This window comes from Methylobacterium sp. CM6241 (assembly GCF_054817845.1).
Genome location: NZ_CM139246.1, coordinates 2,722,951 through 2,745,140, shown reverse-complemented (window position 1 = coordinate 2,745,140; position 22,190 = coordinate 2,722,951). Strand labels below are relative to the sequence as shown.

22 protein-coding genes are annotated in these 22,190 nt (G+C 66.3%); 11 read left to right on the top strand and 11 right to left on the bottom strand.

Features of this window, described 5'->3' with window-relative positions; translation table 11 throughout:
* Nucleotides 1-34: 34 nt before the first annotated feature.
* A complete protein-coding gene (locus ACYQR9_RS12770; RefSeq protein WP_461226525.1) occupies nucleotides 35-1,306 on the top strand; it encodes a M23 family metallopeptidase in 1,272 nt (423 codons plus the stop codon).
* A gap of 27 nt (nucleotides 1,307-1,333) precedes the next feature.
* Here ACYQR9_RS12770 and prfB read toward each other — a convergent pair.
* Nucleotides 1,334-2,462, bottom strand: a protein-coding gene (gene prfB, locus ACYQR9_RS12765) for a peptide chain release factor 2 (RefSeq protein ID WP_461226523.1) whose coding sequence is annotated in 2 segments (ribosomal slippage) — nucleotides 1,334-2,392 and nucleotides 2,394-2,462 — 1,128 coding nt in all. Because the reading frame shifts where the segments join, the coding sequence is not laid out codon by codon here.
* Nucleotides 2,463-2,591: 129 nt separating this feature from the next.
* Here prfB and ACYQR9_RS12760 point away from each other — a divergent pair.
* Entirely contained in the window at nucleotides 2,592-3,017 is a 426-nt protein-coding gene (locus ACYQR9_RS12760) for a ribosomal maturation YjgA family protein (RefSeq protein ID WP_461226521.1), read from the top strand.
* Nucleotides 3,018-3,020: 3 nt separating this feature from the next.
* Here the strand turns inward: ACYQR9_RS12760 and ACYQR9_RS12755 are convergent, their stop codons facing one another.
* A complete protein-coding gene (locus tag ACYQR9_RS12755; protein WP_461226519.1) occupies nucleotides 3,021-3,341 on the bottom strand; it encodes a hypothetical protein in 321 nt (106 codons plus the stop codon).
* A 223-nt stretch (nucleotides 3,342-3,564) separates the two neighbouring features.
* On the opposite strand from ACYQR9_RS12755, the gene ACYQR9_RS12750 reads away from it, so the two are divergent.
* On the top strand, nucleotides 3,565-3,858 hold the full coding sequence (locus ACYQR9_RS12750) for a hypothetical protein (protein WP_461224513.1): 294 nt from the start codon (nucleotides 3,565-3,567) through the stop codon (nucleotides 3,856-3,858).
* Nucleotides 3,859-3,963: 105 nt separating this feature from the next.
* On the opposite strand, the gene ACYQR9_RS12745 is transcribed toward ACYQR9_RS12750, so the two are convergent.
* The 3 genes from ACYQR9_RS12745 to ACYQR9_RS12735 all read right to left on the bottom strand — a co-directional run bounded on the left by ACYQR9_RS12745 (nucleotide 3,964) and on the right by ACYQR9_RS12735 (nucleotide 6,000).
* Entirely contained in the window at nucleotides 3,964-4,176 is a 213-nt protein-coding gene (locus ACYQR9_RS12745; RefSeq protein WP_056423810.1) for a hypothetical protein, read from the bottom strand.
* A gap of 127 nt (nucleotides 4,177-4,303) precedes the next feature.
* Nucleotides 4,304-5,521 carry an LL-diaminopimelate aminotransferase gene (locus ACYQR9_RS12740; RefSeq protein WP_311274703.1) on the bottom strand — a complete coding sequence of 406 codons (1,218 nt, stop codon included), beginning with the start codon at nucleotides 5,519-5,521 and terminating at the stop codon, nucleotides 4,304-4,306.
* A 107-nt stretch (nucleotides 5,522-5,628) separates the two neighbouring features.
* The gene (locus ACYQR9_RS12735) at nucleotides 5,629-6,000 is read right to left on the bottom strand and encodes a hypothetical protein (protein WP_056423807.1); all 372 of its coding nucleotides are present in this window, start codon (nucleotides 5,998-6,000) and stop codon (nucleotides 5,629-5,631) included.
* 114 nt (nucleotides 6,001-6,114) lie between these two features.
* Here ACYQR9_RS12735 and ACYQR9_RS12730 point away from each other — a divergent pair, with 114 nt between their 5' ends.
* A complete protein-coding gene (locus ACYQR9_RS12730) occupies nucleotides 6,115-7,917 on the top strand; it encodes a PHA/PHB synthase family protein (protein WP_461226517.1) in 1,803 nt (600 codons plus the stop codon).
* 248 nt (nucleotides 7,918-8,165) lie between these two features.
* On the opposite strand, the gene ACYQR9_RS12725 is transcribed toward ACYQR9_RS12730, so the two are convergent.
* Complete coding sequence (locus ACYQR9_RS12725) at nucleotides 8,166-9,482, bottom strand: OmpP1/FadL family transporter (protein ID WP_461226515.1); 1,317 nt, start codon at nucleotides 9,480-9,482, stop codon at nucleotides 8,166-8,168.
* 396 nt (nucleotides 9,483-9,878) lie between these two features.
* On the opposite strand from ACYQR9_RS12725, the gene ACYQR9_RS12720 reads away from it, so the two are divergent.
* From ACYQR9_RS12720 to bioB, 3 genes are all read left to right on the top strand, one after another.
* The gene (locus ACYQR9_RS12720; protein ID WP_461226513.1) at nucleotides 9,879-10,763 is read left to right on the top strand and encodes a fumarylacetoacetate hydrolase family protein; all 885 of its coding nucleotides are present in this window, start codon (nucleotides 9,879-9,881) and stop codon (nucleotides 10,761-10,763) included.
* Nucleotides 10,764-10,872: 109 nt separating this feature from the next.
* Nucleotides 10,873-11,865, top strand: a complete 993-nt coding sequence (locus ACYQR9_RS12715; RefSeq protein WP_461226511.1) for a DUF808 domain-containing protein — start codon at nucleotides 10,873-10,875, stop codon at nucleotides 11,863-11,865.
* Nucleotides 11,866-11,956: 91 nt separating this feature from the next.
* Nucleotides 11,957-12,976 carry a biotin synthase BioB gene (gene bioB / locus ACYQR9_RS12710; protein ID WP_461226509.1) on the top strand — a complete coding sequence of 340 codons (1,020 nt, stop codon included), beginning with the start codon at nucleotides 11,957-11,959 and terminating at the stop codon, nucleotides 12,974-12,976.
* Between the two features lie 2 nt (nucleotides 12,977-12,978).
* On the opposite strand, the gene ACYQR9_RS12705 is transcribed toward bioB, so the two are convergent.
* From ACYQR9_RS12705 to ACYQR9_RS12685, 5 genes are all read right to left on the bottom strand, one after another.
* Nucleotides 12,979-14,463, bottom strand: a complete 1,485-nt coding sequence (locus ACYQR9_RS12705; RefSeq protein WP_461226507.1) for a sensor histidine kinase — start codon at nucleotides 14,461-14,463, stop codon at nucleotides 12,979-12,981.
* A gap of 192 nt (nucleotides 14,464-14,655) precedes the next feature.
* Nucleotides 14,656-15,438, bottom strand: coding sequence for a TVP38/TMEM64 family protein (locus ACYQR9_RS12700; RefSeq protein WP_207410502.1), 783 nt, complete (start codon nucleotides 15,436-15,438; stop codon nucleotides 14,656-14,658).
* Between the two features lie 22 nt (nucleotides 15,439-15,460).
* Complete coding sequence (locus ACYQR9_RS12695; RefSeq protein WP_207410505.1) at nucleotides 15,461-16,111, bottom strand: class I SAM-dependent methyltransferase; 651 nt, start codon at nucleotides 16,109-16,111, stop codon at nucleotides 15,461-15,463.
* Nucleotides 16,112-16,166: 55 nt separating this feature from the next.
* Nucleotides 16,167-17,324, bottom strand: coding sequence for a tRNA 2-thiouridine(34) synthase MnmA (gene mnmA, locus ACYQR9_RS12690; RefSeq protein ID WP_207410508.1), 1,158 nt, complete (start codon nucleotides 17,322-17,324; stop codon nucleotides 16,167-16,169).
* 198 nt (nucleotides 17,325-17,522) lie between these two features.
* A complete protein-coding gene (locus ACYQR9_RS12685) occupies nucleotides 17,523-17,660 on the bottom strand; it encodes a hypothetical protein (protein WP_461226505.1) in 138 nt (45 codons plus the stop codon).
* 565 nt (nucleotides 17,661-18,225) lie between these two features.
* Here ACYQR9_RS12685 and ACYQR9_RS12680 point away from each other — a divergent pair.
* From ACYQR9_RS12680 to fliF, 4 genes are all read left to right on the top strand, one after another.
* Nucleotides 18,226-19,203 (top strand): flagellar hook-length control protein FliK, encoded by a 978-nt coding sequence (locus tag ACYQR9_RS12680; protein WP_461226503.1) that lies wholly within the window; start codon nucleotides 18,226-18,228, stop codon nucleotides 19,201-19,203.
* A gap of 10 nt (nucleotides 19,204-19,213) precedes the next feature.
* The gene (locus ACYQR9_RS12675; RefSeq protein WP_056423787.1) at nucleotides 19,214-19,894 is read left to right on the top strand and encodes a flagellar hook assembly protein FlgD; all 681 of its coding nucleotides are present in this window, start codon (nucleotides 19,214-19,216) and stop codon (nucleotides 19,892-19,894) included.
* A gap of 104 nt (nucleotides 19,895-19,998) precedes the next feature.
* Nucleotides 19,999-20,274 (top strand): CtrA inhibitor SciP, encoded by a 276-nt coding sequence (sciP, locus tag ACYQR9_RS12670; protein WP_018044452.1) that lies wholly within the window; start codon nucleotides 19,999-20,001, stop codon nucleotides 20,272-20,274.
* A 249-nt stretch (nucleotides 20,275-20,523) separates the two neighbouring features.
* The gene (gene fliF / locus ACYQR9_RS12665; RefSeq protein ID WP_461226501.1) at nucleotides 20,524-22,137 is read left to right on the top strand and encodes a flagellar basal-body MS-ring/collar protein FliF; all 1,614 of its coding nucleotides are present in this window, start codon (nucleotides 20,524-20,526) and stop codon (nucleotides 22,135-22,137) included.
* Nucleotides 22,138-22,190: the final 53 nt, after the last annotated feature.

The window sequence follows — 22,190 nt, the reverse complement described above, 5'->3', positions numbered from 1 at the left end:
CTCCAATGGCGCGAGTTGGATTGGGGTTGCCCGTATGCGCCTGTCGTCACCTATCGCCGGAGGGTTGCGCTTGCCGAAAGCCGGGCGGCGCCTCGTGCCGACTTTGGCCTGCGGGCTGGCGATCGCCACGCTCTGGGCCGGGGGCGCCACGTGGTACTTGGTGTTCCACGACGAGGTGCTGGCCCGGTTCGTGTCCCAGCAGACCGCCCTCCAATACGGGTACGAGGAGCGGATCGGAGCCCTCAGGCTTCAGCTCGACCGGGCGACGATGGAGCATCTGGCGACGCGTGAGGGCATCGCCGCGCGCATCGCCGATCTCTCGCAACGTCAGGCCGTGGTGGAGAAGCGTCAGGCCCAGCTCGCGCTTCTCGCCGGCGAGGCGCAACGCCCAATCATTGCCGCCGACCAGATCGGCGTTGACGATCCAGTCGAGACCGGGGCCCTCGGCTATGCCGGTCCGGTGGCCGATCCCGTTGCCAAGTCGTTTGCCGCGCCATTGCGCAAGTCGGTGCCGAAGCCGTTTCCCACTCCGGATGCACTCGAACTGCGCTCGCGCGACACTGACGGACAGCCCGGCCGCCAATCCCTGCGGAAGAGCGAGCAGGTTCTGGCGGCGCTCGACCAGCGCCTCGATCGACTGGGAGCGGACCAGATCCGAACCCTGGACGGGTTGGGCGTGCGCGCGATCCGTGGGTCCCAGCGCCTGCGCGACATCGTGTTCCGGGCCGGCCTCGACCCGCAGCGTTTCGAGCGCCAGCGCGAGGCGGGCATTGGCGGGCCGCTCGTGCCGCTCTCTGCCGATCCGTTCGGCATCGCGGTCGGACAGGTTCAGCGGGCTCTCGGCGAGGAAGACCGCCTGCGCCGCATCGCATCCGCCCTCCCCGTCCGGCAGCCCCTGACCGGCAAGTACAGCCTGTCGAGCGGTTTCGGACCGCGTCTCGATCCGTTCACGCGCGGGCTCGCCCTGCATACCGGCCTCGACATGAAGGCCGAGTTCGGGGAAAGCGCGCGCGCGACGGCGGCCGGCCGGGTGACGGTCGCAGATTACAGCGGCGGCTATGGCAACATGGTCGAACTCGACCACGGCAACGGGCTCGTCACCCGCTACGCCCATCTCTCGTCGGTCTCGGTCGGGCCCGGAGAATGGGTCGAGGCCGAAGCCGCCATCGGCCGCGTCGGCTCCACCGGACGCTCGACGGGAAGCCACCTGCATTATGAGACGAGAATCGACGGCGAGCCCGTGGACCCGCTGCGTTTCCTGCGCGTCCTCAGCGGATCGGACGCGCAGTTCCTCGCCGCCCGCTAGGAGCGCACATCTGAAGGCAAGCGAGGATCAGTCGATGTCCTCGACCTCGCCGGCTCCGCCATAGACGCGCTGGGCCAGCGACGCTTCCATGAAGGGATCGAGCGCACCGTCCAGCACTTCATCGGGATCGGTCGACTGGGTGCCCGTGCGCAGGTCCTTCACCAGCTGATACGGCTGCAGCACGTAGGACCGGATCTGGTGGCCCCAACCGATATCGGTCTTGGCCGCGTTCTCGGCGTTGGCCTTCTCTTCGCGTTTCTTGAGCTCGGCCTCGTACATCCGGGCGCGCAGCATGTTCCAGGCGGTGGCCCGGTTCTTGTGCTGGGACCGCTCCTGCTGGCACGCCACCACGATCCCGGTCGGGTTGTGGGTGATGCGCACGGCCGAATCGGTCGTGTTCACGTGCTGGCCACCGGCGCCCGACGAGCGATAGGTGTCGATGCGGCAATCCGATTCCTTGATCTCGATGACGATGCGGTCATCGATCACCGGATAGACCCGGACGCTGGCGAAGCTGGTATGCCGGCGCGCGCTGGAATCGTAAGGCGAGATCCGAACGAGGCGGTGAACGCCGGATTCCGTCTTGAGCCAGCCATAGGCGTTGTGGCCCTTGACCATGAGCGTGGCGCCCTTGATCCCGGCCTCGTCGCCATCCGACCATTCGACGATGTCGACCTTGTACTTCCGGCGCTCGGCCCAGCGGCCGTACATGCGCTGGAGCATGTTCGCCCAGTCCTGGCTCTCGGTGCCACCGGCCCCGGCATGGACCTCGACATAGGTGTCGAGGCCATCGGCTTCGCCGGACAGGAGGGTCTCGATCTGGCGGCGCGCAGCCTCCTTCTCGACGGCGCGAACGCCATTCTCGCCCTCGAGAATGGTGTCCTGGTCGCCTTCCATCTCGCCGAGCTCGATCAGCGTGACGGCATCGTCCAGATCTTGGGCAAGTTTTCTGATCGCAGCCACGGCCTCTTCGAGGGCGCCGCGCTCACGCATGACCTTCTGCGCCGCCTCCGCATCGTTCCAGAGGTCGGGGTCTTCGGAAGCCGCATTCAGCTCCGCGAGTCGTTTCTCGACGGTATCCCAGTCAAAGATGCCTCCTCAGCAGTCCGATCGACTGCTTGGCGGCATCCGAGAGTTGTTCGATCTCGGCGCGCATCTGGTGTTTCGGCTCGTAGTGAAGGTATGGGGCTCGGCGTGTGAGCGCGGGTGATACCGAGACGCCTGCCCGGTGTAAACGGCGGCGCCCGTCTTCCTTATCCGTCACGATCCGAGACGCTGCGAACGCATGGCGCCAAACATCGCTTCCAGATCCACCGGCCGCATGCGGGCACGCGCGCTCTATCTCGCTGCCGGCCTCGCCATCATCGGCGCGGGATTGACCCTCCGCTTCGTCCCTGTCGGACTGCCCTCGGGGATCGTAAAATACGGCGGCTCAGCCCTATGGGGCGCTATGGTCTATTGCCTGGTCGCGGTGCTGCTGCCGGGCCGGCGCACGAGGGCTATTCTCATCGTTGCCGGGACGATCGCCCTCTTGGTCGAACTCTCCCGCCTCATCCATACGCCAGCGCTCGACGCTTTCAGGCTGACGCTCGCCGGTGCTCTTTTGCTCGGACGGGTCTTCTCGCCCTGGAACCTCGTCGCCTATGCGGCGGGCCTCGCCGCGTCGGCCCTCGTGGATCGTCTGGTCAGATCGCGGGCGGATGGGGAATAGAGGTCAGCGCCCGTAGGCGGGGGGCGCGACGCGCGCCGGGGCCAGGACGAATTCGTGCGGCCGCTTGCGTCCGTTCAGCGGACCTTCCGTCGGTGAATCCTCGAAATAGCTGTTGCCGCTGAGGCCGAACCCGCCGCCATTCATGACGCTCGGCACGGGAATCGCGCGCGCATCGTCAGGGACGGGACGGCCCGTCGCCCGGTCCGTCGGCAGGATGTAGGGGCCATGCGAGGCCGTATAGGAGGTCTGGGCGACCGCGCCGGTGGCGATGGACAGGCCGAGGCCGATCAGGCCGGCGGCGGCGAATGTCGAGAGATGCTGCACGGGTCGCTCCGTCGCGGTGTTCACATGCGGCCGCGGCCGCTCTTGCTCCTACCATGACTCAGGAGAGGTTGCCTGTCCGTGTCATTGGCGCGCCAAGCCGCAACTTTTTCACGTCCGCCCTCCGGGCTCGGGATGGGCGTCCGATCCCTGGGGCAACCGAGCCGGACGCGCCGCGTTGACCTCTCAAGCGCGATCTTCAAGCGCATCCAACAAGGAGCCCAACGTGACCGCCATCAAGATTTCTGCCGCCGCTGCCACCCTTGTCGTTGCCCTGTCCGGTGCCGCCTTCGCACAGACCGGCATGCCCGAGAGCCACGGCACCAACGCCGCCGGTTCGAAGTCGGGTGTCGTGGGCAAGGGGGACAGCCTCGAGGCCGGCCCGGCGACCACCGGAACCGCGACCGCACCGGGTGCCCGCATGGCACCGGGCAATGCCGTGCCGGCCACTCCCGGTATGACGACCAACGATCCGAGCGCGGCACCGCGCCCCGTGAGCCCGGCGCCGGCCGCCCGCTGAGGCAAGGTCCGACCGTTTTAGGAGAGAGTTGATCGCCCTCTGAAAAGAAAAGGCCGGAGCGATGCTCCGGCCTTTTTCCATGAAAGGGTGCTCCGTCCGGGCGGATCAGCCCTTGGAACGAAGCACGACCTGCGGCTCGCGATGAACTGGTTCGCAATTGCTGACGACCGCATTCAGGACGAAGGGCCGAGAATCGCAGACATAGCTCAGGCCCGGCTCGGGCGCGGGAACGGGGTCACGCGCGACGATCGGGTTCGGCGCGCAAGCACCGGCCGATCCGGCCAGCAGCAGCGCGACGGTCAGGGTCAATCCGCGCATACGATCCTCGGTGGCAGGCGACATTCCGCGACCCTGCTCACCGGGACGGCATGTGACAAGCACATGAGAGGGTCACCGGCCGCTTTGGCGCGACCTGTCTCCTCCCCGCAACATCGTCTCCGATGCGTCAGCCCGCTTTGGTCAACGGCACGACGTTGTGCAGCGTGCGGTCGGACGTCTCGAAGAAACGGCGAATATTGCGGGCCGCCTGACGGATGCGCTGCTCGTTCTCGACCAGCGCGATACGGACGTAATTGTCGCCGTGTTCGCCGAAACCGATACCCGGCGCCACCGCGACGTCCGACTTCTCGAGAAGCAGCTTGGAGAATTCCAGGCTGCCGAGGCTCTGATACTTTTCCGGAATCGGCACCCAGGCGAACATCGACGCCGACGGGCTCGGGATCTTCCAGCCGGTCTTGTCGAACGACTCGATCAGCGCGTCCCGGCGCTTCTTGTAGATCCCGCGCATCTCGACGATGCAATCTTCCGGCCCGTTCAGGGCAGCCGTCGCCGCGACCTGGATCGGCGTGAAGGCACCGTAATCGAGGTAGGATTTCACGCGGGTCAGCGCCGCGAGCAAGCGCTCGTTGCCGACAGCGAAGCCCATGCGCCAGCCGGCCATGGAGAAGGTCTTCGAGAGCGAGGTGAATTCCACCGTGCAGTCGATCGCGCCCGGCACTTCCAGAACGGAGGGTGGCGGCTCGCCGTCGAAATAGACCTCCGCATAGGCGAGGTCCGACAGGATGATGATCTCGTGGCGCTTGGCGAAGGCGACGAGGTCCCGGTAGAAATCGAGGCTCGCGACGTAGGCTGTGGGGTTCGAAGGGTAGCAGACCACGATCGCCACCGGCTTCGGGATCGAGTGCTGCATGGCCTTTTCCACGGCCGGGAAGAAGGCCGGGGTCGGCTCGGCCGGCACGGAGCGGATCACGCCGCCCGCCATCAGGAAGCCGAAGGCGTGGATCGGGTAGCTCGGATTCGGCACCAGCACGACGTCGCCAGGCGCGGTGATCGCCTGCGCCATGTTGGCGAAGCCCTCCTTGGAGCCCAACGTCGCCACCACCTGCGTGTCGGGGTTAAGGCTCACGCCGAAGCGGCGCTTGTAATAATTCGCCTGGGCGCGGCGCAGACCCGCGATGCCCTTCGAGGACGAATAGCGGTCCGTGCGCGGCCGGCCGGCCGTCTCCACCAGCTTGGCGATGACATGACGCGGGGCGTCGAGATCGGGATTGCCCATGCCGAGATCGATGATGTCGGCGCCATTGGCGCGCGCCTGGGCCTTGATCCGGTTGACCTGCTCGAACACGTAGGGGGGCAGGCGCTTGATGCGGTGAAAATCGGTCATGGGCTTCACGGGGTCCGATGCGCGAATCGCATGATTCGCGCGTTCAAAACTGTCATCACTCTGACGTGGTCGGCCTGTCTACCATTTCGGCGGCCCGGAGCCGACCGTTATTGTGCAGGCTGGATCTGGCCGGTGGCGCGGGCGGCGCTCTCGGCGGCGCGGCCCTTGGCCTCGTTACGCCCACGAGCGCCCATCAGATCGTTCTCCAAACTCTTGGTCCCCTCGGCGGTGCGGGCGCTGATGGGTCTGGCGGGCGCCGCGACGCCGACGGGCAGGTAATCGGCGTCGGTCTTGCGGGACTGCACCACGAAGTCGGGAGCCTTCACATCCTTCGGCCCTCCGCCGGCGAGCGTATAGGCGCCGCGCATGGCGTTGAGGTCGCCGGAGCATCCTCCTGCGGCGAGAAGTCCGCCGAGGACGAGGGCGAAGCGCGGAGCAAAGCCGCACCGCCTGTGATTCCGTGATGAAGGCTCTGACATAATGACCTGAAACGTAAGCCGCGCCCTGGCGGAAAGTCGAGGTGCCGCGTTAATTTGTCGAGAACGAGGACGGTTCGGCCGGGCCGTCCCACGGAATAGAAGGGAAATCCACGCGTGACGACCGACAGGACGACACCGCTTCCCAATATCGACGCCTTGTCCCGCAACGCGACGTTGCTGATCGAGGAGTTCACCCGGACGGCCGGCGCCTACATGAAGCCGATCAGCCAGGCCGACCCGCTCGACCCCGAACTGGCCAAGCCCCCGGAAGAGGTCAACGACGTCGTCAAGACCCTCGGCACCGTCGCCGAGCGTTGGATGGTCGATCCGCAGAAGTCCCTCGAAGCCCAGAAGAAGCTCAGCGACGCGTTCATCACCCTGTGGGGCTCGACCTGGCATCGCCTCCAGGGCGAGGAGGCCCCACCCGTGGCTCTGCCCGAGGCGAAGGACAACCGCTTCAAACATGCGGAATGGTCCACCAACCCGATCTTCGACTTCATCAAGCAGAGCTACCTCATCACCTCCCGCTGGGCCGAGGAGCTCGTCGACGAGGCCGACGGGATCGACGAGCATACGCGCCACAAGGCGCAGTTCTACCTTCGGCAGATCGTCGGCGCGCTCTCGCCGACCAATTTCGTGATGACCAATCCCGAACTGATTCGGCACACGCTGAAGGAGAACGGCGCCAATCTCGTGCGCGGTATGAAGATGCTCGCGGAGGATATCGAGGCCGGTAAAGGTCAGCTGCGCGTCCGCCAGACCGATCCGTCCGGGTTCGAGGTCGGCGTCAACGTCGCCGTGTCCCCCGGCGAGGTGGTGTTCCGCAACGACCTGATGGAACTGATCCAGTATTCGCCGACCACCGAGACGGTGCTGAAGCGCCCGTTCCTGATCGTGCCGCCCTGGATCAACAAGTTCTACATCCTCGATCTCAATCCGTCGAAAAGCCTCATCGGCTGGATGGTGTCGCAGGGCCTCACGGTCTTCTGCATCTCGTGGGTGAACCCCGACGAGCGCCATGCCGACAAGGATTTCGAGAGCTACATGCGCGAGGGCATCGAGGCGGCCATCGACGCGATCGGTGTCGCCACCGGCGAGAGCGAGGTCGCGGCGGCAGGATATTGCGTCGGCGGCACTCTGCTGGCGGTGACCCTGGCCATGCAGGCGGCCACCGGCAACAAGCGGATCAAGAGCGCCACCTTCCTGACGACGCAGGTGGATTTCACCCATGCCGGCGATCTGAAGGTCTTCGCCGACGAGGAGCAGATTCGCGGCATCGAAGCCCGCATGAAGAAACGCGGCTACCTCGAAGGCTCCGGCATGGCGGCCGCCTTCAACATGCTGCGCCCGAACGACCTGATCTGGTCCTACGTGGTCAACAACTACGTGAAGGGGCAGACGCCCTCGGCCTTCGACCTCCTCTACTGGAACGCGGACGCCACGCGGATGCCAGCGGCCAACCATTCGTTCTACCTGCGCAATTGCTACCTCGATAACACCCTCGCTCAAGGCCGCATGATCCTCGGGAACGTGCGTCTCGACCTGAAGAAGGTGAAGGTGCCGATCTTCAACCTCGCCACCCGCGAGGATCACATCGCCCCCGCCATCTCGGTCTTCGAAGGGTCATCCAAGTTCGGCGGGCCGGTCGACTACGTGCTGGCCGGGTCGGGTCACATCGCCGGCGTGGTCAACCCGCCTTCCAAGCCGAAATACGGGTACTGGACCGGCGGGGCGGCCAAAGGGCGCCTGGAGGACTGGATTTCGGCGGCGACCGAGCACAAGGGGTCGTGGTGGCCCTACTGGTTCGAATGGCTGGAGAAGCAGGCGCCCGCCCGCGTGCCTGCCCGGATTCCGGGAGAAGGAGGCCTCGCCTCCCTCGGGCCGGCGCCCGGGACCTATGTCCGCATGAAGGCGTGATCGGATCGAATGACCGGGTCGAGAACGCGACCGTCGGTGGCTCGTGCAGCCGGCTGACAGGTGTTCGACTGCCTTTTTTCGAATCCCCGTCACCTCATTCTGAGGTGACGGAGCGTAGGCTTCGAGGGAGCCCTCCAGTTCGCGCAACGGTGTCTGGAGGGCTCCTTCGGGGCGGCTATCGCTGCACCTCAGGATGAGGTCGAGGGGGGAAGATCTCCTCAAAGCCGCGGTGTTCCGGTCGAGGACCCTCAGAATTTCCGCACCAGCGGCGCGGGAGCGATCGGAGCGGCCGGCGTTCCGAAGACGTAGCGGAAGCCTACCGAAACGATGTCCGCGCTGCCGCTCGTATCGGCCGCGAAAGGGATGTCGCGGAAGTTGTAGTCGCGGCCCGGCCCAGCGAGGAGCTTCGAATCGCCCACGAGGAAGAGGTGGGAATACGCGATGTTCAGGGTCAGCTTCTCGCTCCAGCGATAGCTGCCGCCGAGCGAGACGTTGAAGCGGTCGCTGTCGGGCAGCCGCACCGAGCGGTTCGAGAAATCGATGGGCGATTGTTCGTAGGCGAGACCGGCCCGGACAGTGAGGGCCGGCGACCAATCGTACTCGCCGCCGACGGAATAGGTGTAGCCGTCCTTGTAGTTCAGGGGCAGCGTGGTCGCGATGCCGCCGGTGGTGCGGCCGACGATGCCGACATCGCCGAGCCTCGACCAATTGTCCCACTCGAAACCGAGATTGACACGGGCGACCGGGCTGACGGCCTGGGTCAGGCCGACGCTCAGCTTTTCCGGGGTGTTGAGGTTGGCGGTCACCTGCTGGCTCAGGAAGGCCGCCGGCCCCGGCAAGATGAAGGCGCCTTCGATGTCGTGATGCACGGAGGAGCGATAGCCGACGCCCAAAGCCGTCCCCGCCCAGGGGGTGATGAGCACGCCCGCCGTGAAGCCGACGCCCCAGGATTCTCCCTTGAGCGACGCGTTGGGGGCGATGAGCGGGCTGAACGAGAGCGGGAAAGCCTGGCGAAGGGTCAGGCGGAAATACTCGATGTTCGGCCCGGCGGCGATCGAGAGCCACTCGTTGACCTTGAAGCCGATGGTCGGGTTGAACGAGAGCGAGAAGATGCGGCTCGACCGTCCGTAGACTTCGCCAGCCCAGTCATCGCGAGGCTTGGTCACGAGGCCGAACGGAGCGCCGGTCTGGATGCCGATCCAGAGCCTGTCGGTGAGCTGATAGGAGGTGGCGCCGGCCGGAATCACGGCTCCCTGGCCGATGTCGCCGCTGCCGCCCAGTGGCGCGAATAACGGCGAGGTGCCGTCGGTCGGGGTGATCTTGGAGGAGAGGTTGATGAAGCTAAGATTCTGCTCGCTGACCCAGCCGGGGTTCATAGTGATCGTGGCCGGGTTCCAGAACATCGACGAGACGCCGCCGGAGCCGGACGCCGCACCGGCGAAAGCCTGACCTTGGGCAAGGGTGCTCTGTTCGCGTATACCGAACGCGCCGGCCAGGGCTCCCCCCGCCGTCAGGGTCAGGAGCACGGTAGAAATTCCCGCCAGAGCCGCGTTGCGAATCGTCATGGCTATGTCCTCTTCCCGACCCTTGCTTACGATGCTCGGATTTACCGTGGAGTGATCCCCGGCCCGCATCTTGAGCAGAAGAGTGCCGTTCTTGGCCGGTCTATGCAATCCATGTTAGTTGAGGTGTTAATCGTTTCCTAATCTGAGATTTACTTTGAGGATGCATCTGATGACATCATCGGCCTGTGTCACCGAAAAGCATCGTGGTAGATGGTTCACATCTAAACTTTCGGATTTACGTATCGGCGTTCATGCAAGAAAATGCGTATTCTGGCGGGTTTCCCGAGCAGTGTATGAATTATGCAACATGCGCCTGTCCGGCCTCTACACCTTGCCAGGGACGGTGGTGGGACCGATCTCAATGCCAGTCCATCGATCGAAGGGGAGTGAGAGCCGATGAAGCTGGTGCGTCATGGTGATGTGGGCGACGAGAAGCCGGGTCTGATCGATGCTCAGGGCGGATTGCGGGATCTGTCCGGTGTCCTGCGCGATATTTCCGGTTCCGCCCTCGCGACGACGTCGCTGGAGCGGCTGCGGTCCATCGATCCCGAAACCTTGCCGCTCTTGTCGCCGGAGACACGCCTCGGTCCCTGTGTTGGCGGAACGCGCAACTTCATCGCCATCGGGCTGAACTATACCGATCACGCGGCGGAGATCGGCGCGGATATCCCGGCCGAGCCGATCGTCTTCAACAAGGCGCCGTCCTGCATCTCCGGTCCCAACGACCGGGTCATTCTGCCGAAAGGGTCAGCCAAGACGGATTGGGAGGCGGAGCTCGCCATCGTCATCGGCGCACGTGCATCCTACGTCCATGCCAACGAGGCTTTGTCCTATGTGGCCGGCCTCTGCCTCTGCAACGACGTCTCCGAGCGGGAGTACCAGTTCGATCGCGGCGGGACATGGAGCAAGGGCAAGGGCTGCCCGACTTTCGGCCCCCTCGGGCCCTGGCTGGTGACGCTGGACGAGATCCCCGACCCGGCGGCCCTCGACATCTGGCTCGACGTGAATGGCGAGCGGATGCAGACGGGGTCGACCTCGAGGATGATCTTCGACGTCGCCCAGATCGTCGCCTATCTCTCGCATTTCATGATGCTGGAGCCGGGCGACGTGATCACCACGGGAACACCCCCTGGCGTCGGCATGGCGCGCAAGCCTCCGCGTTTCCTCAAGAGCGGGGACGTGATGACCCTCGGCGTCACCGGCCTCGGTGAGCAGCGGCAGGAAATCGTCGCCTTCGACGATTGGACCGCGAAGGTCGCGGCCGGCGAACCGACTCATTGAAACGGGGCGGGGATCGAAATCCCCGCTCGCTCGTCTCCTCTGCTAGAGGCAGCTTGGCCGGTAACCTGCGTCGCGCGGCCCGGCCCATGGCAGTTGGAAGGACCTAATCTTGAGCATCGGACTGATCGCCCTCCTCGACGACATCGCGGGGCTCGCCAAAGTCGCGGCCGCTTCCCTCGACGACGTCGCCGGGCAAGCCGCCAAGGCCGGTGCGAAGGCGGCGGGGGTCGTCATCGACGACGCCGCCGTGACGCCGCGCTACGTCGTGGGCTTCGCGGCCGAGCGCGAATTGCCGATCGTGGGCAAGATCGCCATCGGTTCGCTGCGCAACAAAATGCTGTTCCTGCTGCCGGCGGCCCTGTTGCTGCAGGCCTTCGCCCCCTGGGCCATCACCCCGCTGCTCATGCTCGGCGGGGCCTACCTCTGCTACGAGGGCACCGAGAAGGTCTACGAGGCGCTGTTCCCGCACAAGGCCCATGCGCATGAGGCCAAGCTCGACGCCGATGCCGGGGACGGCCAGGCTCTGGAAGCGCGCAAGGTCTCCAGCGCGATCAAGACGGATTTCATCCTGTCGGCCGAGATCATGGCGATCTCCCTGGCCTCCCTCCCGGAAGGCAGCATCTGGACGAAGGCGATCGTGCTCGCGGTCGTTGCCATCGGCATCACAGTCTTCGTCTATGGCGGCGTGGCGCTCATCGTGAAGGCGGACGATGCCGGGGTCGCGATGGCTAAGAACAAGTCGGCGTCCGTGTTCGGCAGCGCGATCCGCGGCTTCGGCCGTGCCCTGGTCAAGGGCATGCCGGTCTTCCTGCAGCTTCTGGCCATCATCGGCACAGCCGCGATGATCTGGGTCGGCGGCGGCATCCTCGTCCATGGTCTCGAAGGTTACGGCCTGCCCCAGGTCGCCCACGTGATCCACGAAGCCGCTGCCGGCAGCGCGAAGATGGTGCCGCCGGTCGGACCCGTCGTCGAATGGATCGTCACCGCCATCGGCTCCGGCATCGTCGGTCTGGTGGTCGGGGCTGCGCTGATTCCGATCACGAGTTACCTCATCGCGCCGCTCTGGTCGGGCCTGTCGGGGTTGCGCGGCAAGACGGCGTGAGGGGGCTATCCTGGCCGGCTTGAAGCCAAATGCATCGGGGCATGCGGCCGGCCCGGCTTGATTTTCCGGCGAAGATTCGCCTCATGGGGCCATGACTGACACCGTGGCTCCCCTCTCCCCCTTCCCCGCCACCGAGATCCCTGCGATCCGGCACGATTGGACCGTGGCGGAGATTCAGACGATCCACGACCTGCCGCTCCTCGACCTCGTGTTCCGGGCGGCACAGGTCCACCGCGTGCATAACGACCCGGCCGATATCCAGCGCGCCGCCCTGCTGTCGATCAAGACCGGCGCCTGTCCGGAGGATTGCGCCTATTGTCCACAATCGGCGCATCACAAGGGCACCGGCCTGCCGCGTGAGCGCCTGATGGCGGTGGACAAGGTGCTGAAGGAGGCCGCCGCCGCGAAAGCCGCCGGGGCCCATCGTTTCTGCATGGGTGCCGCCTGGCGCCAGCCCAAGGACGGGCCGGAATTCGATACGGTCCTCTCCATGGTGCGCGGTGTCCGCGGCCTCGGAATGGAAGCCTGCGTCACGCTCGGCATGCTCACCCCGTCCCAGGCCGGGCGCCTCGCCGAGGCCGGGCTGACCTCCTACAACCACAACCTCGATACCGGCCCGGATTTCTACGGCGACATCATCTCGACTCGGACCTACGAGGATCGCCTCAACACCCTTCAGAACGTGCGCGATGCCGGGATCGGCGTCTGTTGCGGCGGCATCGTCGGCATGGGCGAGGGCGTGAAGGACCGCGCGGCGATGCTCCAGGTGCTCGCCAACCACGCCCCCCATCCCGAGAGCGTTCCGATCAACGCCCTGGTGGCCGTCGAGGGGACACCTCTCGAGGACCGTCCGCCCGTGGACCCGCTCGATCTCGTCCGGATGTGCGCCACCGCCCGCATCGTCATGCCGAAGGCGCGTGTGCGTCTCAGCGCCGGCCGCAAGGGGCTCACCCGAGAAGCGCAGATCCTATGCTTCCTCGCCGGCGCGAACTCGATCTTCTACGGTGAGCGTCTTCTCACCACGGCCAATAACGAGACCGACGCCGATGCGGAACTGCTTCGCGACATCGGCATCACCGTGCCGGGCCTGACCCTGGCGGCGGCGGAATAAGCTCAGAGCGAAATTGGCGCGCGGTCCGGGATCACGATCCGGAAGCGGGCGCCCTCGCCTTCCTGCGTCTGATCGAGGGTGAGACGCCCGCCCTGAAGCTGGATCAACTCGGCGGCGATCGGCAGGCCGAGCCCCGTCCCCCCCGCGCGCATCGACCCCTCGAAGGGCGCGAACAGGTTCGCTCGCGCCCGTTCGGGAAGCCCGGGTCCGTTATCCGAGACGACAACGGTCAGGTTTCCCGAACCCGGCTTACCGTGGCGGCTGGCCTCGATCTCGATGACCGGATCGGGCGCTCCGGCTTTCTCGGCGCCCATGGCCTGCACGGCGTTGCGCACGATGTTGGTGAGCGCGCGCGAGAACTGGTCCGGATCGATCTCCACCTCGATATCCGGCTCGCATACGACGCGGATCGTCACGCGTGACGCGTCGTCGAGCCTCGCCAGATCGGACAGTTCGGCCAGCAGCGGTGCGAGCTGGATTGTGCGCCGCTGCGGCATTGCCTCGGTCGCCCGACCATAGGCCAAGGTCTCCTCGCAGAAACGGATCGCCCGGCCGAGCGTGGCGAGGAGGCGGGGGGCGATACGCTCCACCGCCGGGTCGGACACCGTCTCAAGACGGTCTCCGAGCAGCTGGGCGGTGGTGAGGAGGTTGCGCAGCTCGTGGTTGATCTTGCTCACCGACAGGCCAAGCTCGGCGAGGCGGCGCTTCTGGCGTAGCTCGCCCGCGAGCGCCGTCTCCATACGGGCGAGGGCCACCTCTGCATGGCCGATCTCGTCGGTCCTGCGCGAGGGCGTGATGATGCGGTCGCTCCCCTGGGGATCGTCCGCGAATTCCGTGATGTTGCGGGCGAGGCGCCGAACCGGGCGAACGATGATCCGCTGCAGCATCAGGAAGACGAGGCCGGCCACCGTGGCGGCGATCGCCAGCGACGAGAGCAGCAGACGATCGGCGAAGTCGATCAGCGCCTCGCGCAGGGGCGCTTCGTCGAGCAGGATTTCCACGAGGTCGAATCCGTCCCGCCCATGGCCAATGACCCGGATCGGACCCTGATTCTCGGAGAAGACGGTCCGCCATGCCCCCCCGATGGAGGTGATCCAGTCATGCGAGCGCAGGTCGACATGGCCGGTGACCTCCGACGGCACGGCGTCCACCGCGAGCAGGCGGCGTGTGCCGTCGCCGCGAACCGCGATGGCGCTGGCGCCGACACCCTTCAGAAGATGCCGGGCCAGTTCATCCGAGACATGCTGATCCGGCGAGGCATCGAGGACCAGAGCGGCGATCTGCGCGGCGGCGATCCGGTCCGACAGCCACATGCGTCGGTAATTCGCGACGGTGGGCACGTAGATCAGGATTTCGACGAGGGCGACGAAGGCGATGGTCACGAGGAACAGCCGGCCCGACAGGCCGAGATGTCGGCCGATCCCCGCCCGAGCCTCCGCTGCGACGGGGACAGGTGATTCCATGTCGGCGCGTGGCGTCGCGTCCATCACGGGGTCCCGATCATCCCTGCTCCCGGGTTTCTTTGCTCGTCCCGGTTGCTCCGGCGCGGCACCGGGCCAGCACCGGTATTCCGTTCCCTCGGCGTCGAACGACACATGTCGATCTTGTTGTTTGCATGACGGTTACGCTTCGCGCGCGGCCCCGTCGAGTACCCCGCAATGGGGATCTGGTGTGAGGGGCTAGGACGGACCCGCGCGTCTGCGGGCGAAGCGGCGTCTCAACGCGATGGAGAGGAGCGCGAAAGCGGCGATCCCGCCGAGGCCCGCGGCTGTCTTGACGGTCACCAGCGACCGCAGGGACAGGGCCTCGTCGCACGCGGCGGCGCCGCTCTCCAGGCACGCCGCCTTGGCGGCTTCGTTGGCCGCGATGACGTCCTCGATCGCCGCTCCGGCCGCCGCATAGACGAAGGCGCCGGGGGCCAGGCCGAGAAACGTGGCGAGCACGAAGGTGCGTAGGGATACGCCAAAGGCCGCCGGGGCGAGGTTGGTCATCCAGAACGGAAAGATCGGCAGGAGCCGCAGGACGAGGATGTAGCCGAACGCGTCGTCGCGAAATCCGGCGGCCAGACGTCCGAGGCGCGGTCCGGCGCGGGTGACGAGAAACTCGGACATCGGACCACGGCCGATGGAGAAGACGATGGCCGCCCCGGTCGTCGCCGAGACGAGAGCGATCCCCGCCCCGGTGGTCGTCCCGAATAGAAAGCCCGACAGGATGGTCAGCACCAGCGAGGCCGGCACGGACACGATCACGCAGCCGATATAGACGAGGCAGGCGATCCCGATGGACCGCAACCGGTCCTCGGCCACCGCCTCCATGAGCGCTGCGCGATAGGACAGCAGGCGGTCCAGGCTGAAGAGATGCGGCGCTCCGGAGACGAGCACACCCAGCGACAGGGCCACCAGGGCGAGGACGGGCAGCCACCGCATGGCGCGTCGGAGCGCGCCGCTCGAGTTGCGTGTCATGTCCCCGCTTCGCCGCGCCGGATCAGCCGGCCTTCCGCATCCTCAGGATCTTGAAGAATCCACCGGGAAAGGTCGGTGAGACGCCGATAAACTCGACGCCGTTGCGCTGAGCCCAGGCCTCGATCCGGGTCGATTTGAACGCCGAGGACCAGCCGATCTTGGTGCAGAGCGGCGCCACGATTTCCTCGACCTTGGCCACGGCCCCCTTGGTCTGGCCGAAATGGTTGGCGAGCACGATCTCTCCGCCCGGTCGCACCACCCGGAGGAATTCCGACAAGGCGGCCTCCGGGTCGGGCACCAGGGTGATCAGGAACTGCGCGACCACGGCATCGAAGCTGGCATCGGCATAGCCGAGGCGGCACACATCCATCACCTGCAGGCCGCGGACATGGGTGAGCCGGCGGCGGAGTACCTTGGCGCGGGCGCGCTTCAGCATGTCTTCGGAGAGGTCGACGCCGCAGACGAAACTGCCCGCCGGATAATAGCCAAGGGACAAGCCGGTGCCGACGCCGGCCTCCAGGATGCGCGGCCCGCAGGCGGTGGCGGCCATCACCGCATCGCGCGCGGCAGGCTCGGTCAGCTTGTCGTAGACGACGTCGTAGACCGGTGCCCAACGGGCATAGGCCTTGCGCATCAGGGCCGTGCTCGGACCGGCCTGCGGCTCGCTCAGCATATCGTCTCTAGATCCTGCGGATGGGAAGGTTTTGGCTCGGGTCTGCGGGTCGGCGTCAGGCGGCTTGCGCCGCTCCGGCTGCCAACGCGTCGATGCGACGAATGGTGCCGCCGCCGAGCACACGCGAGCGTGGGCCGTCATCGGCATAAATGACGCAGGCCTGGCCCGGAGAGACGCCGTCTTCCGGTGTGGCCAGGACGACCTCGGCGGCCGCCCCGTCCCGATCGACCGTCAGATGCGCGGCTCGCGGCTCCCGGGTCGAGCGGACCCGCACGGCCACCGGCATGTCGACGACCCCGCCGGGGGGCATGCCGCCGAGCCAGTTCAAGTCGTCGAGCCGGATGCGGCTGGTGGCCAGGGCGGAACGCGGACCCACCACCACGCGGGCGGAACCCGGCTCCAGGCGGATCACGTAGAGCGGCTCTCCGACGGCGAGGCGAAGGCCCTTCCGCTGCCCGATTGTGTAATGGATGATGCCGTCATGCTGGCCGAGCACGCGACCTTCGAGATCGACGATGTCGCCGGCGCGCGCCGCATCCGGCCGCAGCTTGGCGATGACGTCGGCGTAGCGCCCCTGGGGCACGAAGCAGATGTCCTGGCTATCGGCCTTCTCGGCAATGGCGAGGCCGAGTTCGCGGGCGAGGCGACGGGTCTCGTCCTTGGGCAGTTCGCCCAGGGGGAAACGCAGGAAATCGAGCTGCTCGGCTGTGGTGGCGTAAAGGAAGTAGCTCTGGTCGCGGGCCGGATCCAGGGCGCGGTAGAGGCCGCGCCCGCCGGCTTCGAGGGGGCGACTGGCCACGTAATGGCCGGTCGCCAGCACGTCGGCATCGAGGTCGCGGGCGGTGGCCAGAAGATCGCGGAACTTGATCGAGCGGTTGCACTCGACGCAGGGGATCGGCGTCTCGCCGGCCAGATAGCTCTCGGCGAAACGGTCGATCACCGATTCCCGGAAGCGGTCCTCGTAATCGAGGACGTAGTGCGGGATGCCGAGCGTCTCGGCGACCCGGCGCGCATCGTGGATGTCCTGGCCCGCGCAGCAGGCACCCTTGCGATGGACCGCCGCCCCATGGTCGTAGAGCTGCAGCGTGATCCCGACGACATCGTAGCCCTGTTGGCTGAGCAGGCCTGCCACCACGGAGGAATCCACGCCGCCGGACATGGCGACGACGACACGCGTCTCGTGCGGGGCCTTGGGGAGGTCGAGGGAGTTCATCACGTCACGGGTTCGCCGGCAGGCCGCAGCGCCCGCATATGCGGAGTCTATAGCGACCCTGAGGTCGAACTTCCAGGCACGCGCGAGGCAGGGCTCGCATACCGGAGCACCGAACCCGGCAAATCCTGCCGGGACGGGGACGATTTCGCCGGGTCGCGTCGGTAAGATTCAAAGGCGGGAAAAAATTTGGTTGTTAAATCAACGGGTTGCGGCGCGTGAGCCGTGGCTCGAAGTTTGCGCGGTGGGGGCGAGGAGATGACGTCCCATGGCCACCACGTCGATCAGCGGAGAAAAGGGCGTGCGGTTGGCGAGCGCGGTCGCCGCGCGTCCCGCCATGCCTCTTTCGGCCGCTTCCGATGGCCTCGAACGTTTCAGCATCCCGGTCGAAGGGCCAGGCTCGGGCGCGATACCAGTCTCACGCGGAGCGGCAGAGCCGAAGGCGGCGATCCGAGACGGTGGAGCAGCCAAACCTGTCGCTACGGCGTCGCTGGGTTCGGCGATCGCGCAATCCGCCTTGCCGATCTCGGATCTGGTCCGGTTGGCAAAGGCTACGATCCCGTCGTCACCGCCTTCGACAGACAGTGCCGCAGGACAGATGGCGGATGCGGCCGAGACAGGACTGCCGCGAGCCCGAGAGGACGAGGATCCGGCGACGCCGCCGAGCGAGTCCGGCCTTGGCGGTTTCCCGTGGCTGAGCGAGCAACGGACCAATGTTGTCGCCGAGCCAGCTCAAATGCCGCAGCAAGGCGGCAAGGCAGGCTTGCCAGTCATCGACGGCGCCGAACCTTCGCCCGTGCAGGCTCGGCAGGGGCAGGTCCCGGACGCTCCGCCGGGTCAAGCCTTGCTGCCCATTGCGGGGAACGGTCGTCTGTCCGCCTCCCGGGTTCAGACCGGAAGTGCCTTGCCTTCCTCGACCTTGCCTCCCTCTACAATGGTACAGGCGGCCGCGACCGCTCCGGTTCAGGCCATCGTTTCCGAGGCTGCGGAGGCCAACCCGGTCACGACGGCGGAAGAGCCGAGCGAGGACGTGGCGGTCCCAGCGGACGGTATGGTGCCCAATGCGACCGGCATGATGACTCTCGCCGTCGCTCCGCCCGAATCCGTCGCGCTTCCGCCCGCGGCGAACGCCCCCGCGATGGCGACACAGGCCGGTGCCGCGCCCCCTCCGAACGCCGGGGAAATCGTTTCACACGGCATAGGCGCTGCGAAAGCCGCCGACGGTCGCCCTGCCGCCCTCGCCGCGCTCGGAACCGACCGCTCGGCCTCCTCCGAGCGCGAGACCATATCGGTCAAGGCTTTCGATGAGTTCGCTTCCGGTTCGGCAATGGCCTCCGGCGATCTCGCTTCAGCCCCAGCCACGCCGTTCGGCCCAGCGCCGGCGGCCCCGCTTCCCGCGCCCGCACCAGAACCCGCTAGCCTCCTCCCCCAGGCCCAGGCTGCGCCGGTCCCCCTCGGCGCGGTGGCGATGACCATCGGGCTGCGGTCGTTGGCCGGGTCCAACCGTTTCGAAATCAGCCTCGATCCCAAGGATCTCGGACGGATCGACGTGAATCTCGACATCGACAAGGACAACGGCACGGTCACTGCGCATCTCACGGTCGATCGGCCGGAGACCCTGGCCCTGCTGCAACGCGATGTCGGCAACCTGCAACAGGCCCTGTCACAGGCCGGTTTCGACTCAGGGGATGTCGGCATCAACCTGTCCCTGCGCAGCGACACCGGCTCCACCGGGGGCAATGGCGCCGAGCGGGATGGCGGGGGCAGCCGCGACGGCCGTTCCGGCAATGGCGGTGCCGACCTGAAAGAACAACGCCTTCCCAACGACGCCGTGCCGCTGCGAATGCTGCGCGGTCTCGGCGGTCTCGACATCCGAATCTGAGGACACTGCCATGACATCGGGCATCACCGGAGCTTCGAGCAGCTCCTCCATCACGAACCCGAATACCGCCACCGGCGCTTCGCAGGAGATCGCCGGTAATTTCCAGCAGTTCCTGACCCTGCTGACGACACAGCTCAAGAACCAGAACCCGATGGACCCGCTGGACACCAACCAGTTCACGCAGCAACTCGTGCAATATGCCGGCGTCGAGCAGCAGCTGAAGTCGAACGACCGGTTGGACTCGATCCTCAACAATGCGAAGGCGTCCAGCGCCGCAGCAGCGACCGGCTTCATCGGTCAGAGCGTGACGGCGGACGGGCGGGTCGCCAACCTGAAGGATGGTTCGGCGGTCTGGACGCTGACCCCGGCGCGGGCCGCCAAACAGGCGACGATGACGATCAGCGATGCCAAGGGCAACGTGGTGGCGACACAGTCGAAGGCGCTGACCGCGGGTGCGCAGACTTTCGCCTGGGACGGGCGATCCACATCGGGTTTCACCTCCGCCAACGGCAGCTACTCGATCAAGATCGATGCGTTCGACGCCACTGGTGCACAGGTTAGCGTCGATACGCAGGTCGCCGGAAAAGTCGATGGCGTCGATCTCAGCGGTACAGAACCGGTGCTGCTGATTGGCAATTCGCGGCTGCCGATATCGAGCGTTCAGAACATCGGAGCCGGGTTGTCCACATGATCGTGGAAAAAACGAATCAGATGCAATCGATCCGCTTCAACATATCTTAAGCGGGCGCAAGTACCTTCCTGGCTCGACAGGTCAGTCGAGTTGTAGAGCGTATCATGACCGAACCAAGCCGCCCGAGAGTCAAATACGTCATCGGGCCAGATGGCAGTCCGTTGACCATTGCCGATCTTCCGCCGACCACGACCAGACGGTGGGTTATCCGCCGGAAGGCGGAAGTCGTCGCAGCCGTACGTGGCGGACTTCTCAGTCTCGAGGAAGCCTGCCAGCGCTATACCCTCACCACCGAGGAATTCCTGAGCTGGCAGTTCTCCATCGACCAGCACGGTCTCGCCGGATTGCGCACCACCCGCATCCAGCATTACCGCCACTGAGGTCAATGGAATTCGGCGTCCACTCCGGATGCCGAGACAATGCCTCGGACCACCGTCGATCCACGAAAGAACCGCGCCCCCTCAAGGGCGCGGTTCTTTCGTTATGGGCACCGCCGCGTCAGGACCGAGTCACACCCTTTTTTCATTCGTTAAGACAATCGTTAACCGAACGCTAACCACGGCCTGGGCAAATTTTGCCGAGTGAGCGCGGCCCTTCCGTCGCTCCGGTTCGGGTGGGTACGTCGCGTCGTGAAGTCGGTTCTCGAACTGGTGACGAAGTTGGGACCGGCACGGCTCGCGGCCATGGCGGCCGTGACGCTGACGTTGATCGGCTTCTTCGCCTTCGTCATCCTGCGCGTCTCGAAGCCCGATATGGGTGTCCTCTTCGCCGACCTGTCGATGCAGGATTCGGGCGCCGTGATCCGCGACCTCGATGCGCGCGGCATCAAATACGAAACACGGGGCGATGCCGGCCAGACCATCATGGCGCCTCGGGCCGACCTGCCGCGACTGCGGATGGACCTCGCCGGCAAGGGTTTGCCCAGCGCTTCCGGCGTCGGCTACGAGATCTTCGACAAGGGCGATGCGTTCTCGTCGACCAATTTCGTTCAGAACGTCAATCATTTGCGCGCGCTCGAGGGCGAGCTCGCACGCTCGATCCGGGCCATCGGCCGGGTCCAGGCCGCGCGCGTGCACCTCGTCATACCGGAGCGCCGCCTGTTCGAGCGCGACCGCGAATTGCCGAGCGCCGCCATCGTGCTCAAGCTCGTCGGCGACATGGACCCGTCCCAGGTCCGCGCCATCCGTCACCTCGCCGCTTCGGCGGTGGAAGGCCTGAAGCCGGAGCGGATCTCCATCGTCGACGAGCGCGGCCGCCTGCTGGCGGACGGGGCACGGGGTGCGGAGGCCGAGACCGGCGCCGGCATGGAGGAGAAGCAGGTCGGCCTCGAGCGCCGTCTGCGGTCCCAAATCGAAGAGATCGTGGCCGGCATCGTCGGCGCGGGTCGCTCGCGGGTGCAGGTCACCGTGGAGCTCGACCGGAACCGCATAGAGAGCCGTTCGGAGACCTTCGATCCAGAGAGCAAAGTCATCCGTTCGACCCAGACCCGCAGCGAAAGCGCGCTCACCGGTGGGACAGAGGGCGCCGTGACGGTCGGCAACGAACTGCCGGGCGCCAACCAGCCGACACCGAATCCCAACTCGAAGGATTCTACGAAGAAGGACGAGGAGACCACGAATTACGAGATCTCCCGCGTCACCAAGACGGTGGTCGAGGAAGGCGGACGTCTGAAGCGCCTGTCGGTGGCGGTCCTCGTCGACGGCGCCTACGTGCCGGGGGCCGATGGACGGCCCGTCTATCAGCCGCGCCCCGCCAACGACATCGAGCGGATCGCCACCCTGGTCCGTACCGCTATCGGATACGACAAGGACCGGGGTGACCAGGTCGAAGTGGTCAACCTACGTTTTGCCGAGACGCCCGCTCCCGTCGAGTTCACCGAGCCGTCGCTGATCCAGTCGTTCCTGGCGCCGTCCAAGGAAGACGTCATGCGGATGGTCGAACTCTCCGTGCTTCTGATCCTGACCGTGATCGTCCTCATGGCCGTGGTCCGTCCCCTTCTACGCCGCGTCCTCGCCTCGGAGCCCGCCCAGGCCATCCTGATGGCGGGTCCGGCACTGGCCGGCGGCGAGCCGGGCCCCGACCAGGTCCTGGTGGCACGCGACAACCCCACCGCCCGCCTCGTCGACTTCGCGCAGCTGAACGGCAAGGTCCAGGCGGAGACCGTCCAACGGGTGGTGGACATGGTCCGCGGCAGTCCGAGCGAGACGGTAGAGGTCCTGCGCAACTGGATCCACGACAGTTGAGCGGGTGGGCGATGGTCTTCGAAACGGCAGCCACAACGGTGAAGAGGAGTGAG

Excerpts from the sequence above, each read along its gene's own strand:
- ACYQR9_RS12770 (WP_461226525.1), top strand. The coding sequence starts at position 35 with ATGCGCCTGTCGTCACCTATCGCCGGAGGGTTGCGCTTGCCGAAAGCC.
- ACYQR9_RS12760 (WP_461226521.1), top strand. The coding sequence starts at position 2,592 with ATGGCGCCAAACATCGCTTCCAGATCCACCGGCCGCATGCGGGCACGC.
- ACYQR9_RS12745 (WP_056423810.1), bottom strand. The coding sequence starts at position 4,176 with ATGCGCGGATTGACCCTGACCGTCGCGCTGCTGCTGGCCGGATCGGCC.
- ACYQR9_RS12740 (WP_311274703.1), bottom strand. The coding sequence starts at position 5,521 with ATGACCGATTTTCACCGCATCAAGCGCCTGCCCCCCTACGTGTTCGAG.
- ACYQR9_RS12735 (WP_056423807.1), bottom strand. The coding sequence starts at position 6,000 with ATGTCAGAGCCTTCATCACGGAATCACAGGCGGTGCGGCTTTGCTCCG.
- ACYQR9_RS12725 (WP_461226515.1), bottom strand. The coding sequence starts at position 9,482 with ATGACGATTCGCAACGCGGCTCTGGCGGGAATTTCTACCGTGCTCCTG.
- ACYQR9_RS12720 (WP_461226513.1), top strand. The coding sequence starts at position 9,879 with ATGAAGCTGGTGCGTCATGGTGATGTGGGCGACGAGAAGCCGGGTCTG.
- bioB (WP_461226509.1), top strand. The coding sequence starts at position 11,957 with ATGACTGACACCGTGGCTCCCCTCTCCCCCTTCCCCGCCACCGAGATC.
- ACYQR9_RS12705 (WP_461226507.1), bottom strand. The coding sequence starts at position 14,463 with ATGGACGCGACGCCACGCGCCGACATGGAATCACCTGTCCCCGTCGCA.
- ACYQR9_RS12700 (WP_207410502.1), bottom strand. The coding sequence starts at position 15,438 with ATGACACGCAACTCGAGCGGCGCGCTCCGACGCGCCATGCGGTGGCTG.
- ACYQR9_RS12695 (WP_207410505.1), bottom strand. The coding sequence starts at position 16,111 with ATGCTGAGCGAGCCGCAGGCCGGTCCGAGCACGGCCCTGATGCGCAAG.
- mnmA (WP_207410508.1), bottom strand. The coding sequence starts at position 17,324 with ATGAACTCCCTCGACCTCCCCAAGGCCCCGCACGAGACGCGTGTCGTC.
- ACYQR9_RS12685 (WP_461226505.1), bottom strand. The coding sequence starts at position 17,660 with ATGGCGGGACGCGCGGCGACCGCGCTCGCCAACCGCACGCCCTTTTCT.
- ACYQR9_RS12675 (WP_056423787.1), top strand. The coding sequence starts at position 19,214 with ATGACATCGGGCATCACCGGAGCTTCGAGCAGCTCCTCCATCACGAAC.
- sciP (WP_018044452.1), top strand. The coding sequence starts at position 19,999 with ATGACCGAACCAAGCCGCCCGAGAGTCAAATACGTCATCGGGCCAGAT.